The sequence below is a fragment of the Tsukamurella sp. 8F genome (genome assembly GCF_029167375.1).
Lineage (GTDB): Bacteria > Actinomycetota > Actinomycetes > Mycobacteriales > Mycobacteriaceae > Tsukamurella.
Genome location: NZ_JARFTP010000017.1, coordinates 83,312 through 97,337 on the forward strand (window position 1 = coordinate 83,312; position 14,026 = coordinate 97,337).

General features: G+C 68.3%; 15 protein-coding genes. 7 read left to right on the forward strand and 8 right to left on the reverse strand.

Features of this window, described 5'->3' with window-relative positions; genetic code table 11:
• A complete protein-coding gene (locus P0W64_RS14370) occupies positions 1–615 on the reverse strand; it encodes a TetR/AcrR family transcriptional regulator (RefSeq protein WP_275480823.1) in 615 nt (204 codons plus the stop codon).
• Positions 616–737: 122 nt separating this feature from the next.
• On the opposite strand from P0W64_RS14370, the gene P0W64_RS14375 reads away from it, so the two are divergent.
• Positions 738–1,325 (forward strand): lysozyme, encoded by a 588-nt coding sequence (locus P0W64_RS14375; protein WP_275480824.1) that lies wholly within the window; start codon positions 738–740, stop codon positions 1,323–1,325.
• Positions 1,326–1,335: 10 nt separating this feature from the next.
• Here the strand turns inward: P0W64_RS14375 and P0W64_RS14380 are convergent, their stop codons facing one another.
• A complete protein-coding gene (locus P0W64_RS14380; RefSeq protein WP_275480825.1) occupies positions 1,336–2,073 on the reverse strand; it encodes a sulfite exporter TauE/SafE family protein in 738 nt (245 codons plus the stop codon).
• 89 nt (positions 2,074–2,162) lie between these two features.
• On the opposite strand from P0W64_RS14380, the gene P0W64_RS14385 reads away from it, so the two are divergent.
• Positions 2,163–3,650 carry a M20/M25/M40 family metallo-hydrolase gene (locus P0W64_RS14385; protein ID WP_275480826.1) on the forward strand — a complete coding sequence of 496 codons (1,488 nt, stop codon included), beginning with the start codon at positions 2,163–2,165 and terminating at the stop codon, positions 3,648–3,650.
• 15 nt (positions 3,651–3,665) lie between these two features.
• On the opposite strand, the gene P0W64_RS14390 is transcribed toward P0W64_RS14385, so the two are convergent.
• Together P0W64_RS14390 and P0W64_RS14395 are read right to left on the reverse strand one after the other, a co-directional pair.
• Positions 3,666–4,262 carry a DUF305 domain-containing protein gene (locus P0W64_RS14390; protein WP_275480827.1) on the reverse strand — a complete coding sequence of 199 codons (597 nt, stop codon included), beginning with the start codon at positions 4,260–4,262 and terminating at the stop codon, positions 3,666–3,668.
• A 75-nt stretch (positions 4,263–4,337) separates the two neighbouring features.
• Complete coding sequence (locus P0W64_RS14395) at positions 4,338–4,721, reverse strand: DUF6153 family protein (RefSeq protein WP_275480828.1); 384 nt, start codon at positions 4,719–4,721, stop codon at positions 4,338–4,340.
• Positions 4,722–4,809: 88 nt separating this feature from the next.
• Here P0W64_RS14395 and P0W64_RS14400 point away from each other — a divergent pair, with 88 nt between their 5' ends.
• On the forward strand, positions 4,810–5,808 hold the full coding sequence (locus tag P0W64_RS14400) for a cation diffusion facilitator family transporter (protein ID WP_275480829.1): 999 nt from the start codon (positions 4,810–4,812) through the stop codon (positions 5,806–5,808).
• 264 nt (positions 5,809–6,072) lie between these two features.
• Here the strand turns inward: P0W64_RS14400 and P0W64_RS14405 are convergent, their stop codons facing one another.
• The gene (locus P0W64_RS14405) at positions 6,073–6,270 is read right to left on the reverse strand and encodes a sigma factor-like helix-turn-helix DNA-binding protein (RefSeq protein ID WP_275480830.1); all 198 of its coding nucleotides are present in this window, start codon (positions 6,268–6,270) and stop codon (positions 6,073–6,075) included.
• Between the two features lie 134 nt (positions 6,271–6,404).
• Positions 6,405–7,619: a histidine kinase gene (locus P0W64_RS14410; RefSeq protein ID WP_275480831.1), complete on the reverse strand. Its 1,215-nt coding sequence runs from the start codon at positions 7,617–7,619 to the stop codon at positions 6,405–6,407.
• Between the two features lie 168 nt (positions 7,620–7,787).
• Between P0W64_RS14410 and P0W64_RS14415 the strand changes: the two genes are divergently transcribed.
• On the forward strand, positions 7,788–8,453 hold the full coding sequence (locus P0W64_RS14415; protein ID WP_275480832.1) for a response regulator transcription factor: 666 nt from the start codon (positions 7,788–7,790) through the stop codon (positions 8,451–8,453).
• An 82-nt stretch (positions 8,454–8,535) separates the two neighbouring features.
• Positions 8,536–9,720, forward strand: a complete 1,185-nt coding sequence (locus tag P0W64_RS14420) for a lipase family protein (protein WP_275480833.1) — start codon at positions 8,536–8,538, stop codon at positions 9,718–9,720.
• Here P0W64_RS14420 and P0W64_RS14425 read toward each other — a convergent pair.
• Positions 9,710–10,201 carry a CGNR zinc finger domain-containing protein gene (locus tag P0W64_RS14425; RefSeq protein WP_275480834.1) on the reverse strand — a complete coding sequence of 164 codons (492 nt, stop codon included), beginning with the start codon at positions 10,199–10,201 and terminating at the stop codon, positions 9,710–9,712. The two genes, P0W64_RS14420 and P0W64_RS14425, sit on opposite strands and share 11 nt — an antisense overlap.
• Before the next feature lie 58 nt (positions 10,202–10,259).
• Between P0W64_RS14425 and P0W64_RS14430 the strand changes: the two genes are divergently transcribed.
• The gene (locus tag P0W64_RS14430; protein WP_275480835.1) at positions 10,260–11,657 is read left to right on the forward strand and encodes an MFS transporter; all 1,398 of its coding nucleotides are present in this window, start codon (positions 10,260–10,262) and stop codon (positions 11,655–11,657) included.
• 53 nt (positions 11,658–11,710) lie between these two features.
• Here P0W64_RS14430 and P0W64_RS14435 read toward each other — a convergent pair whose 3' ends face one another.
• On the reverse strand, positions 11,711–13,117 hold the full coding sequence (locus P0W64_RS14435) for a DHA2 family efflux MFS transporter permease subunit (protein WP_275480836.1): 1,407 nt from the start codon (positions 13,115–13,117) through the stop codon (positions 11,711–11,713).
• Positions 13,118–13,192: 75 nt separating this feature from the next.
• On the opposite strand from P0W64_RS14435, the gene P0W64_RS14440 reads away from it, so the two are divergent.
• The gene (locus tag P0W64_RS14440) at positions 13,193–13,654 is read left to right on the forward strand and encodes a MarR family transcriptional regulator (RefSeq protein WP_275480837.1); all 462 of its coding nucleotides are present in this window, start codon (positions 13,193–13,195) and stop codon (positions 13,652–13,654) included.
• The last annotated feature ends 372 nt before the right edge of the window (positions 13,655–14,026 follow it).

Sequence of the window (14,026 nt, forward strand, 5' to 3'; positions counted from 1 at the left end):
TCACTCGCCTCCGCGGACCAGCATCGCCGCCATGTCCGCAACCAGCACGCCATATGCGTCGACGTCGAAGTCCGGGTCACGCAGCACCTCTGTGAGAACTCCGTTCAGCGCGCTGGACAGGAGAGTCGCCACCATGCGCGTGTCGATACCCGCGAACTCCCCGCGCTCGATCCCCAGCCGCAGGATCGGTTCGAAATCGAGTCGGGCGAAGCGCTCCGCGACGTCGGGGGAGAGCTCGATGGTCTCGACTCCGCCGCCGGTGGACCGGTAATTCGTGCCGATGTCGATGATGACACCGAACCGTTTCGCATCGGCGCGCAGATACGTGGCATTCGCCAGGATACGAATGCGCAGCTTGCCCGCGGCGGTCTGCTCGGCGTCCACCGCTGGAAGCACGGCCTCGGCGGCCCCATCGATCGCCGCCTCGAGGACGCCCCGGACGATCTCGTCCTTGTTGGTGAAGTGGTACAGCACCACGCTCATCGCTACGCCGACGCGCTCGGCGATCTTGCGGACCGAGGTATTGCCGTAGCCGACCTCAGCCATCAGATCCGTAGCGGCGACGATGATCTGATCGCGGCGCGCGCGCTCCGTGAAGGTCCGTTTCGATCGCATGAACTATTTATAGATCAGTCGATCTATTCAGTCCAGTTTGCGCAGGGCGGCACACCTCGTTAACGTGCGACACAAGTGACGGAAGAGGTGTGGGTATGACTACGAGGCGAAACATAGTTCGTGTGGCTGCCGTGACCCTGGTGACGGCAGTGACCGGCACCTCGCTAGCGGTCGGCGACGCGGGCGCCGACCGCCGGGTCGGTGGCTACTTCGTCAAGGGCAGCATCGAGCGCGCGTACATCGCGACCGGCGGCCAGCGGAAGTGGGGGAATCCCACGTCACCCGAGCTGGCAGCACAGAAGGGCGGGCGATTCCAGCGGTTCGGCTCGTCGTCGTTCTACTGGCACCCGTGGGCCGACAACGGTACGGCACACCAGGTCGGCGGAGCCATCCGCGACAAGTGGGGCAAGGCAGGGTGGGAGGGCGGCCCGCTCGGCTACCCGGTCGCGAACGAGCGCGCCATCGACGTGCCGCCCGTGGCCGGCTGGTTCTCGGGCCTCGGCGCAGGCGCGTTCAACGATTTCCAGGGCGGTTCGATCTACTGGTCGCCAGGGACGGGCGCGCACATCGTGTGGGGCCAGATCCGCAACAAGTGGGTCATGGCGGGCGGCTACGCGGGCGCCGGGTACGGCTATCCCATCACCGACGAGTACAGGGTCGGCAAGGGTTTCGCGCAGGACTTCCAGCGCGGCTCGATCTCCTGGCCGTGATCGACCGGTATCAGCGCAGCGCGAGCCACGCGGCGAGGCCGAAGCCACATACCGCGACACCGATCCGCAGGACGCGCGGATGGACGCGCGCGACGACGGGTGGTCCGCAGTAGCCGCCCGCGTACGCGCCGATCGACATGGCGATAGCGGCGGGCCAGTGGACCGGCCCCCACAGGGCGAAACCGATCGCCGCCACCAGGTTGGCCACAGCCAGCAAGAAACTTCTGAGCACGCTTGCACGCCAGACGGATTGATCCGTTGCGACGAGCATCAGCGCGAGCATCATGACACCGGCGCCCGCCCCGAAGTACCCGCCGTAGATCGACACGATGAAGAGGCCTATCGGATAGGCGACAGGAAAGGTGCGATCGCCCGCACGGGCCCGAAGCGACGGCTGGAGCAGCAGCGCGAGCGCAGCGATCGCGATGAGAGCCGGCACCGCGGCCTCGAAGCTGCTCGCGGGCGCGAGCAGCAGCACCGCGGCGCCCACCACGCCGCCCAGGGCGCACAGCACCACCTGCTGCGCGAGACCACGGCGCTCCTTCGCAACCTGCGAGGCCGCCTGCGTCGTCGATCCCACCCCGATCGCGACCATCGCGACGGTGTTGGTGACGTTCGCTGCGACGGGCGGGATTCCCACGGCCAGCAACGCGGGGTACGACACTATCGATGCGAGGCCGGTCACGAAGCCGACCAACCCCGCCCCGAATCCCGCAACCGCCACCAACAGCAGGTCGACGATGCTCACCGATCGACCCTATCGGGCGCAGGTCCGGCGCCCCTGTCCGGTACGCGTTCGTGCACCGGCGCCGCTGTGTATGCGCTCTAATGATCGGCATGGCTCACCGGAATCTCCACCGACCGTCCGCCCGCCTCATCGCCACGGTCGCATCTGCGGCCACCGCCCTATCCGCCCTGGTCGCATGCAGCACATCGGATACCGACCGTGCCACACAGTCGAGCGGACGTACATCGGCCTCGGTGCCGACCGCGCCGTCATCACGGCCCGCCCCGCCCGGGAACGCGCACTCGGCAGAAGCAACATCGGCGGCGCGCGCGCTCGCGGGAAAGCTGACCCTGGACGGTGCCGTCAAGCACTTGCAAGCCCTCGAGGACATCGCGCGCCGCAACGGCGGTAACCGCGCCCTCGGAACGCCCGGCTATCAGCAGAGCCTGGACTACGTCGAAGACGCGCTCGAGAGTGCGGGGTACGCAGTCGAACGGCACGAATTCACCACCGCCAGTTGGTCGGTAGGCAAGCAGGAGGCGACCGTCGAAGGCCGGGCGCTGACGATCAACGCTCTGTCCGGCTCCGGCGCATCACGCGGCACGATCACGGCCGAAGCCGCCGTCGTCCCCGGGGTGGGGTGCGCAGACTCCGACTACGGCAGGACACGGGGCGCGGTCGCCGTCGTCCAGCGTGGCATGTGCCCGTTCGGCGACAAGTATCGGCACGCAGCGGCCGCGGGGGCACAGGCGCTCGTCGTCGTGAACAACGCCGACGGCGAGCTCGATGGCACCCTCGGGCTGCAGGAGGCGAGCAGCATCCCCGTCGTCTCGGTGACAAAAGCCGAGGGCGCCGGCCTCATCGACGGCGCCGAGATGGTGATCACCGTCGACGCCCAGACGAAGAAGGCGCAGTCCTGGGACCTGCTCGCCGAGACCCGCGAGGGCGACCCGACCGCCGTGCAGATGGTGGGCGCACACCTCGACAGCGTCCCCGATGGGCCGGGCATCAACGACAACGGCACCGGCGCCGCCGCGGTCCTCGAGACCGCGACGGCACTCGGTGCGAACGCTCCTGTGAAGAACAAGGTGCGCTTCGCCTTCTGGGGTGCGGAGGAGGAGGGCCTCATCGGCTCGACCAGATACGTCGAGTCACTCGCCCCTGCCGACCGCTCGAAGATCGCGCGCTACTTGAACTTCGACATGCTCGGCTCGCACAACGGCGGGTACTTCACGTACGACGGCGACGGCTCGTCGAAGCTCGAGGGTGGCCCCGGCCCTACCGGGTCGGGCGTCATCGAGCAGGTCTTCCGCAACTACTTCGCCGACCGGAAGGTCCCCGTCGACGCGAGTGCATTCGACGGGCGGTCCGATTACGGTCCGTTCGTCGAGCAGGGCATCCCGTCCGGCGGCGTCGACACCGGTGCCGAGAAGAAGAAGACCACGGCGCAGGCTCAGAAGTGGGGCGGCGCCGCCGGCGAGGCCTACGACATCGACTACCACACAGCGCGCGACACGCTCGCGGCCGTCAACCGCGAGGTGTACGGAACCGCCCTTGGTGCGGTCGGGTGGTCCACGGGCTACTTCGGCGCGCTGTAGCCGCGCAGACCGCGATCAGCCGAGCAACTTCTGCATCCGGTCGATCTCGGCCTGCTGGGAGGCCTTGATGTCCTGCGCGATCGTCCGCGCCTCCGGGTCGACGCCGCTTTTCAGTTCGGCGTCCGCCATGGTGATCGCGCCCCTGTGATGCGCGATCATCATCTGAAGCCAGGCCTTGTCGAAGGCGCTGCCGCGCAGCGTGCCCAGGTGCTGCATCTGCTCGTCTGTCATCATCCCGTCCATATGGTGTCCCATCGAGGCCGATGGCGCGGGCTTGCCCCACTGCCTCAGCAGGCGAGCGAACGCATCCATCTCAGGCTGCTGTGCGCCCTCGATCTGCTTCGCGAGGGCGACGACGTCCGGCCCTGCGTCCTTGCCGGCGACCATCTTCGACATCTCGACGGCCTGCGCATGGTGCGGGTACATCATCTCGGCGAAGTCGACGTCGGCCGGCGCGAAGCGCGCGCCCGACGCTGCGGCACTCGACGACACCGCGCTGGTGACGGCCGTGCTCGGCGAGCCCGTGTCGGTTGCAGCGGTGGTACAACCCCCGAGCGCGAGGGAGCTTGCGAGCAGACCGGTGGCGATGCGGGCTGTGGTATTGCGAATCATGTTGTGTTCCTCCGGATGTTCAGTGGTTGATCGGGCTGGGGGGCGCCGCGGGCTGGGGCCGCGCGCGTCCGCCGGTCAGATCCGGAGGAGGCAGAGCTCTTCGAGGGTGGGCGCCGCTCGGGCCGGGGGACCGCGTGCCACCGCCGCGGTCGTCACCACCGCGCCGGCTCGCGCCAGTTGGTCCGTCCGGGTGACGACCGTGACCAGAGGCGCCGGCGAGAGCGGGCTCTGGTATGCAGCGGTCCCAGCGCATAGATGCCCGCAGCCCGGGTGATCGCAGTCGACGACGGCCTTTTCGGCCTTTGTGTGTTGGTGATCCACGGCGTGCATGCGGGGGACACCCGCGGTAGCGACGGCGTGCATGCGAGGGGGTGACGCGATCGACCCGTGCATGAGGAGGACGGCCAGAGCGGCGGTGATCACGACTGCCACCCTGGCTGCACAGCGATTCCGGGTCACGGCGGCCACACTACAACAGGTACCCCCTGGGGGTGTCGGCTCCGGCTCTGCGCGATACCCGGCAACAACCGCCCGTAGGGTGACCGGCATGGCGGACCAGAAGGACAGCTCCGGTGACAGCCTCGTCACCGTCCTCGTCGCGTTCGCGGCGAACATCGTGATCGCGGCCGCGAAGACGGCCGCGGCCGCGATCACGGGATCGGCGTCGATGCTCGCCGAGGCCGCGCACTCGTGGGCGGATACCGGCAACGAGATCTTCCTGCTGGTGGGGACGCGCACGGCGGCGCGGCCCGCCGACGACCAACACCCGCTGGGCTACGGCCGCGCCGGGTACATCTGGTCGATGTTCGCGGCGTTCGGGCTGTTCACCGTGGGGTCCGCGGTATCGGTGTGGCACGGCATCACCTCGCTCCACACCCCCGAGGAGGGTGGCGACTACCTGTGGGGTTACAGCGTGCTCGCGCTCGCCTTCGTGCTCGAGGGCACGTCCTTCCTCCAAGCGCTGCGGCAGGCCCGGACGGGCGCGTTCAAGCGTCGTCTGCACCCCCTCCGCTATCTCGCGCTCACCTCTAATCCCGTGCTGCGCGCGGTTTTCCTGGAGGACTCGTCAGCGCTGGTGGGTGTGGTCGTCGCGGCCGCCGCGATGGCCATGCATCAGGTGACCGGGAATCCCGTATGGGATGCTGCCGGCTCGATCGTCGTCGGCGTGCTGCTCGGATTCGTCGCCCTCTTCCTGATCCGCCGCAACATGGACTTCCTCACCGGCGAATCGGTGACGCCGCTGGCACGCAACACGGCATTGCGGGCGCTCCTCGCGGTCGACGACATCGAGCGGGTCAGCTTCCTGACCATGGAGTGGGTCGGCGCAGACCGCATCTATCTCGTGGCGGCGGTGGACATAGTGGGCAACCGACCCGAATCCGAGGTCGCTGAGCGCCTCGCCGCAATCGAGGACCGGCTGCACGATCGGCCCGACATCGCCCGGGCCGTTCTCACCCTGACCCGGCCGGACGATACGACCGACCTGCGCCCGCAGCGCCTGCCGGGCTGGTACGAACCCGTCCGCGGCGAGGCCGGGACCCGCTGAGCCGAGCGGTGACCGGCCTGTAGGCGTGTGGCCCCTGGAGTCGACCGCTCCCACGGGCTCCCGCAGCTTCACCTCCGATCGCTGCGAGAGCCCGGGGAGCGGCTCCGCCATCATCTCCGTGCCGTCGTCCGGCACCCTCCTCCTACGTCGTCCCTCCCACGTCGCGCTATGACGTTAAGGGCCCGCACAGTCTGGGCGCATCAGTCTTTCGGACCATTTAATCGGTCTATGGCTATCGGAGCCCACGCGAATCGGACCGCCTACTCACGACGCCAGGGCGGCGCGCAATTCGGTGAGCGCACGGTGCTGCATCATCAGGACCGCTTCTCGTTCAACGCCCAGGGTGCGCGCGGTCTCATCGGTGCTGAGCCGGTCGACGACGCGCAGGTGCAGCACATGCTGCAGGTCGAGCGGAAGCCGCGGCAGCAACTGTGCCATCGTCTGCGCCGCCAGTTCCGGCATCGTCACCTCCTCGCGTCGTATATGACGCTAGGGGGATACACAGGCTCCACACATCCGACTTTCGGATGATTTCGCAGCACCGCGGGCGCCCGAAGGTGCCCCGGATATGCCGCGCGGCCTAGTCGGCGAAGCGATCAGCCATGCCGCAGCGGCAGGGTGGCGGCCAGCCGCCACTGCTGACCGGCCGTCGGCCCGAACGTCAGTGTGCCGTCGAGCGCCTCGACTCGCTGGGCAAGCGACGGCAGGCCGTGGCCGCCGTTGGGGCGTCTCAGGCGCGCGTCTCCGCGCTCGCTGATCTGGTTGGTGACCGCGAGTTCCAAGCCGCGAGGTTGCGCGAGGTCGCCCGTCCCCACATAGCGGATGGTTATGTCCACGTACGGGGTCTTCGGCGCGTGGCGACGGATGTTGGTGAGACTCTCGACGACGATGCGGTATGCGGTATCCGCGACATCCCGGGAGACCATGGGCATCGCCTCTATGGTGATGCGGGTATCAGCAGGCGATGAGTCGTCGAAACGGGTCACCACGTCGCGTATGTCGTCGAGTGTGTGAGGGGACGCGAGTAGGTCGGGGTTGTCGGCGGCGTCGCGATGCATCATCGCCACCGTACGATCGAGGGAGGCGAGCGCACGCTGGCCCGCGTCCTCGATCCGCCGGAACACCGCAGCGAGCCGCTCGTCGCTACCGGCCAGGATCTGTCCGGCCTGGCTCTGCGCGACCACCTCGCTGACGTCATGCGCGACGAAATCGTGTAGATCGCGAGCCACCTCGAGGCGGTGTCCGCGCTGGCGCGCGTCGCTCGTCTCCCGTCTACGCAGGTCGATGATGCACAGCAGCGCGCCGATCACCGCACCGCCGGCCGCCGCGGCCGCCCAGAACGCGACGCTCGCCCACGAGAAGGACCTCGTGTCGTAGAACCGGAACGTGGTCACGGGGACGGCGATGACGATGAGCCCGCCCGCCAGCTGCCCCGGCCGAGTATCGGCGATCGCACGCAGCGTGATGAACAGCAGCAGCATCAGGAAGCCGATGTCGAACGGCGTCCACCGAGTCTCCTGGACGACCCCGGGCGACGGCCCCGCGGTGACTACGAACAGCGTGACCGCCATCGAGACCGTTCCCGCGATCGCCGCCAGTAACGCGAGGAAACCCGCCGAGAGCTCGGGTCCCGACGATCCCGACCGCGATCCGGGTGCACCGAAGAGACACGCCAGGCTCGCGACGGCGACCGAACCTGCGAGTGGCGACCCCGCCATCGATGTGGCGACCACGGCGCAGAGCAGGAGGACCGCCAGGATCCGCCAGCCGTTCAGCGGCCATGCGGGCACCCAGCGCCAATCGTTGACCACACCGCCCCCTGTCCAACAGCCCCGCACCGACCGACACGTGCCGATCGATCCGACGTAACCTACTCGACCTGTGCGCTAATAGGGTGACAGGCTCACCGCCACCGACGAAGGAGCTCGAGAAACAATGCCCTTGGCAGTGCTGTGCCCGGACGCGGACGGAGCCCGAAGTTGACGACGCGCATCCTGCTCGTCGACGACCAGGCGAGCATCCGGGACGCCTACCGGATCATCCTCGACGCGCACCCGGACATGAACGTCGTGGGGGACGCGCCCGACGGCGCCGCCGCGTTCGAGCTCGCGCGCGCACTGCGACCCGATGTCGTGCTGGCCGACATCCGGATGCCACGCATGGACGGTCTGGAGTTGACGCGCCGACTGGTGGCACTCGACATCACCGTCGTCGTGGTCACCACCTTCGACCTGGACGAGTACGTGCAGCAGGCGATCCAGGCTGGCGCGTCCGGGTTCATCCTCAAGCGCTCCAACCCGACGTTGCTCACCGAGGCGATCCGCGCGGCGGTCGCCGGTGATGCCCTGATCAGCCCCGAGATCACCGTCCGCCTCCTCCGCACCATGTCCGTCGAGTCCAAACCGCACGAGGCCGACACCGACGAAGACCTCACGGCGCGTGAGATGGACGTCCTGCAGCTGATCGCCACAGGCCACACCAACGCAGACATCGGTCGCGAACTCTTCATCGCACCGGGGACCGTCAAGAATCACGTCGCGAACGTGCAGCGCAAGGTGGGGGCTCGGAACCGCGTCGCGATCGCGGCATGGGCGTGGGAGAACGACATGGTCCGAAAGCGGGACCGGACACCGGACCAGTCATAGCGTGCGCCCCGTCGATCCACCGCCGGGCGAGGACACCCCGCACCGGGCTGCGGGGCAGCCGGCGCGCTGTTACGTTGCAAACGTGTCGCTAGCTTCGCTCCGGCAGGAACTGACCGACCGCGTCACCACCGTCGTACGCGGTCTCTCGACGCCCGACCCGATCGAGCCGGTCGGCCCGCCGGACTGGTCGGGTCTCGACGCGCGCGAGTACGACGGCGAAGTGCCCGCGCCCGGCTCCCTGCTCACGGAAGTACCGCTGGGAGAGAGCCTGTGGATACGCAACGCCGCCGATGCGCGCCGGTTCCTCTACGCGACGTCGAACCAGCACGGTCCCGCGGTGAGCACTGCGGCCCTCTTCCTCCCGCAGTCCAGACCACCCGAGGGCGGGTGGCCCGTGATCGCGTGGGCGCACGGCACCGTCGGGCTCGGCGATGAGGCGACTCCGTCCGCCCAACCGCAGTCGGACCGTCAGCAGTTCTACCTCGGGCATTGGTTGGACCACGGATACGCCGTGGTCGCGAGCGACTACGCAGGCCTCGGCACCCCCGGCCTGATGAGCTACCTCAACGGAAAGGTGGAGGCGCACAACCTGATCGACTCCGTTCAGGCTGCGCGGCGGATCGGCGTGCCGCTCTCCTCGCGATGGGCCCTGGTCGGCCAGTCGCAGGGCGCCGGCGCCGCGATGAACGGCGCCCGGTACGCGACCGAGTTCGGCGCCGGCTACGACCTCGACCTACGCGGCGTGGTCGCGACCGGGACGCCTGCGAACATCGAGCGCATCGTCCAGTTCCTCGGGCCGTCGTTCCCACCGGTGCCGCTACCGCCCGCGACGATGACGTACACGGCCTACATCCTTGCGGCACTCCGGGATGCGCGCCCGGACCTGACCGTCGACGAGGCGCTCAGCGACGAGGGGCGCCGCATCGTCGGGCTGGCCGAGCGACTGAGCATGTACGACCTGCGCGAGGAGGTGCGCGGCGCCGACGTGCGGGCGTGGGTCGATCGTCCGCTGCGCAGCATCGAGGGCATATTCGAGGCGTTGAAGGAGCACATGGCCACTCCGGTCGCGGGCTACGGCAGCCCGATCTTCCTGGGACACGGCCTCACCGACATCGACGTTCCCGTCGCCTCCGGTCTCTCGCTCGCGGCGTCGCTGATACTGCACCGCCAGCCGGTGACCGTGCGCATCTATCCGACCGACCACTTCGGCGCCGTCTATGCGGCCGCCGGCGACGCCGCCGGATTCCTCGAGCGCGCTATGCGCTGATCCTTCGCGCGCGGTGCCGGCGAACCGCATCGCGGTTCGCACAGGCGCGACTGCAGTAGCGCTGCGTACCCGGGCGACTGAAGTCGATGAAGGCCTGCTCACACTCGGCCAGGTGACACCGGCCGAGCCGGTGTATGCCGCGCGCGGTGAGGAACTGCGCCGCGGCGGCGGTCGTGGCTCCCGCGAGTGTGAGCCCGAAGCCTGCTTCCGGGTCGCGGAAGTGCAGATGCCACCCGCTGCCGTCGTGGTCGGTGATCGACGGTGCCGCCGTGTACTCACCCAGCATCCGATTGAGGTGCTGAACCCGCTCGGTCTCGGTCCCGGCATCGACCACGGCGCGCCAGAGGCCGAGGTAGCCGGCCACGACGTCGAGGTCCTCCTCGGTTGCTGGTCGTTGCGACGGCATCCCATGCCCATTCCACCGACTCTCGAGTTCGGCAGGGTTCGGGGCCGGATCGTTCAGCAGCTCGACCGTGTTCATAAGCAGCGGCTCAATGTAAGGGTTTACCCGCATAAGACCATTAGATCAGTCTGGTGTCATGACCTTCAAGCGTTGGCTGCCCCTCATCGCATGCAGCATCGGCACTTTCCTACTGCTCATGCACACCACCGCCGCAACCGTGAGCGTCACCGTCATCCAACGCGATCTGCACGCAGGCTTCGCGCAGGGGCAGTGGGTCATCAATGGCTTCAGCCTCGCCGTAGGCGCGCTCGTGCTCGCGGCCGGCGCCGGCGGTGATGCGGTGGGTCACCGGCGCGTATTCGTCTGCGGCATGGCGCTGTTCGGGGCTGCGACAGCAGTGTGTGCGGTCGCACCCGACGCCGGTGTGCTGATCGCCGCGCGGATCGCGCAGGGCACTGGGGGAGCAGCGCTTCTGGCGTCGATGATCCCGCTCCTGGTCCATAGCTATTCCGGGCGGCGTCGACAGACGGCACTGGCGACCTGGAGCGTCTGTTCAGCCCTCGGCGGCACCGTGGGGACCTTAGGCAGCGGGGTGTTCGCGCATCCCGGTATGTGGCGTCTGCTGTTCGCCGGAAGCGTGCCGCTTGCCATCGCCGCCGTACTCGTCGCGTTCTTCGTGTCCGCAGGAGGCGAGCCAGGATCCGGTGAGCGGTCTCGGCTGGACTTCGCGGGCACGGCATTGACGGTCGCATTGATGGGCTCCGCCACGTTCACCCTCACCGCCGCAGGCGAATTCGGCATCGCCTCGGCGCCGACGGTAGCCGCGACCGTCGCGACCGTGGCCGCGTGCGCGGGACTCGTCGCCACGGAACGACGTGTCGCGAATCCAGCACTGCCGCCGGCTCTTTTTCGTCGGCGGGGATTCGTGGGCACCATCACCACGTCCTTCGCCTACTACTTCGCAGCGTTCGGGCCGTTGCCGGCCATAGCGGCGTGGCTCGTCCACACCGGCGAGGGAGCCGCGACCGCCGCAGTGTTCCTTGCAACGCAGCAGGTCTCGTTCATCTTGGCAGCGGCGTTCGTGCGCGTGCCGGAGCGCCGGCACACGGCCGCACTCGCGCTGAGTCTCGGCGCGATCGCACTCGGTGTATCAGCGGGCGCCCTGATCGTCGACGCCGGGCTGCCTGCACCGCTGATCGTCGGGCCGCTCTTGATGTCCGGGGCGGGAGCGGGGCTCGCCACGCCTATCCTGCCGCACCGAGCGACGGAAGCTGCTGCACCGGCCCTTTCGGGCGCGGCCGCCGGAACCATGAACGCCGCCCGGCAGTTCGGGCTCGCCGCGGGCGTCGCAGGATGCGGCGCAGTCGCCCAGGCACTCACAGGCGGAACAGGGACCAGTGGTGCTCTCGTGCTCGCAGCAGTCGTCGGCATAGCCGGCTTGGCTTTGCTGCGGGTGCTTCGTGACGTACCTTCGAAGCCGCACCCCGAGGCATATGTGCAAGCGACCGTCACACGGACCTCCGAACGGGAGTGATTCGGAAGACGCCGACGGCCAGGTTCCCAGGATATCGCTCGCGTGACCGTTGGTCAGCTCGCCGTGTGCGGAGACGTCATGGTTGTCGAGGCGTCTTGGTCTCGAACGGCGAGTGCGACCGCGATGGCGAGGGTGGCCGCCGCCGCGGCGGCGAGAAATGCCGCGTGATAGCCGGTCAGGTCGTTGCCCGTCGCGCCGGTCTGGTTCCCGGCGGCGAGGACGGTGCTCAGCAGTGCCACTCCGACAGCGCCGCCCAGCTGCTTGCCCGCGTTGAAGATCGACGACGCGTGACCGGTCTGGGTCTTGGCGACGGTTGCCATCGACGCGGCCTGGCTCGGGATGAAGACGAATGAGACGCCGATTCCGAGGCCGAACATGAAGAGGCACAACACCCATAGCGGTGTGCCCGGGCCCACCTGCGCCATCGACGCTAGGGCCACCGCCATGGTGAGCAGACCCGTTGCGGTGATCCGGCGGGGGCCGAAGCGCCAGTACAGCGCGCGCGTCACGAACTGACCGCCCGACATGACACCGACGGCCGAGGGGAGCGTGACCAAGCCCGATGCGATCGCGGACAGGCCCATCACGTTCTGGAAGAGCAGAGCGGCCAGGAACAGTGCGCCGAAGTAGGCGAGTGACGCGAGCCCGTAGAGGGCGGTCGCGTACGCGAACATGCGATTGCGCAACAGGCGGATGTCGATCAGAGGGTGCGCGATACCTAGCTCGACCGGGATCAGCGCGAGCAATAGGACCGCGCCGACCGCGGTCGCCGCTATCACCGTGGGTGAGGCCCATCCGCGCGCGGGCCCCTCCGAGATCCCGTACATGAGTGCTCCCAGGCCGATTCCGGAGAACAGCAGGCCCCGTACGTCCAGCCGGCCGGGGCGGGCGGGCGTGTGGTCCGCGAGCGCGAGAGCGCCGAACAGCAGCGTCGCGACGCCGATCGGCACGTTCACGAGGAACACCAGCTGCCACGACAGGTACGTGGTGAGCACACCGCCGAGCACGGGCCCGAGAGCCGGTGCCAACGCGGTGATCATCGCGACGACACTGGAGATGCGCACCCGCTCGGCCGGCGGGTACACGCGGAACAGCATCGCCAGTCCGACGGGTGTCATGACCGCCCCGCCGATACCTTGCAGGATGCGGAATGTGACCAGTTCGCCCAGGGTTGCGGACGAGCCGCACAGTGCCGAAGCGAGCGTGAAGACGCCGATGGCTCCGAGTAGAGCGCGTCTGCCGCCCAAGCGGTCCCCGAGCCAACCCGACGCCGGAATGAACACGGCCAGGCTCACGAGGTAGGCGATCGACACCTGCCCGAGGCGGTCGCTACCGACGTGGAAGCTCCGCCCCAGCGAGGGGAGGGCGACGTTGACGATCGTCGTGTCCATGACCGCCATGAACATCGCCGCGACGTAGACGGTCGCCACCGCCGGCTTCTGGTTCGAGAGTGGGTGCATGAGAACAAGCTAAATATATTCACTGACAGTGTCAATCATTGGTAGTCTCAATCACTGAGCGGTTAACATGATCCAGTGAGCACCAAACGAAGCCGTCTCGCCCTCGGTCGTGCCGACAATGTAGCTGCCGACGTGTGGCAGCGGATCCGCGCCATCAGCCACAATCCGACTGCCATGGCAGCCTTCCATCAGATCGCCCAGGACACCGGGCTCCCGCTGGCTCCGCTGCGGGCGTTGCTCGTGGTTCCGCTCGACGAACCGATCCGCATGCGCGAGCTGGCGAAGCGGCTGGGTTGCGACAACTCGTACGTGACGTCCCTGGTCGACGCCCTCGAGCGCCGCGGCCTGGCCGTCCGTGAGCAGCACCCGACCGATCGCCGGATCAAGGTCGTAGTGTTGACAGACGAGGGGCGCGACCTGACGAGACGGGCGCAGCTCGCCGACACCACACCGCCCGAGTCGTTCGCCGCACTCACCGCCACCGAGCTCGCGACGCTCCGGGATCTGCTGCGCAAGCTCGCTCTCGACGAGGACTGAAGCCTCGCGCGACGCCGCCGAGGGCGATAGCGCGGACACCGCGAACAGATGTCTCATCGAATTGCGAGAACCCCTTGATCCACCAATACGTCACTGTGACATAAATCGCTCACCCCGCGGGGGCGGAACGCGGGGGCCACGGGGGTTGTCGACGAGCGCGCCGGCGCGGACACCGGGCGCGGACACCAGGCGCGGCGGCGCGCGCCATTGAAATGACGAATGCGTCCGTGGTGCGACGGTTGCGTTTGAATCGGGACCGGTCCGCGCGGCAAGGGCGTCGTCGTGGGCAGCCGCCGACACGACGGTGTGGCTGTAATAGCGGCCAGATAGCCCGTGAGAACGAAAAGTGGGAGATATGGGAGCTACCCAGGA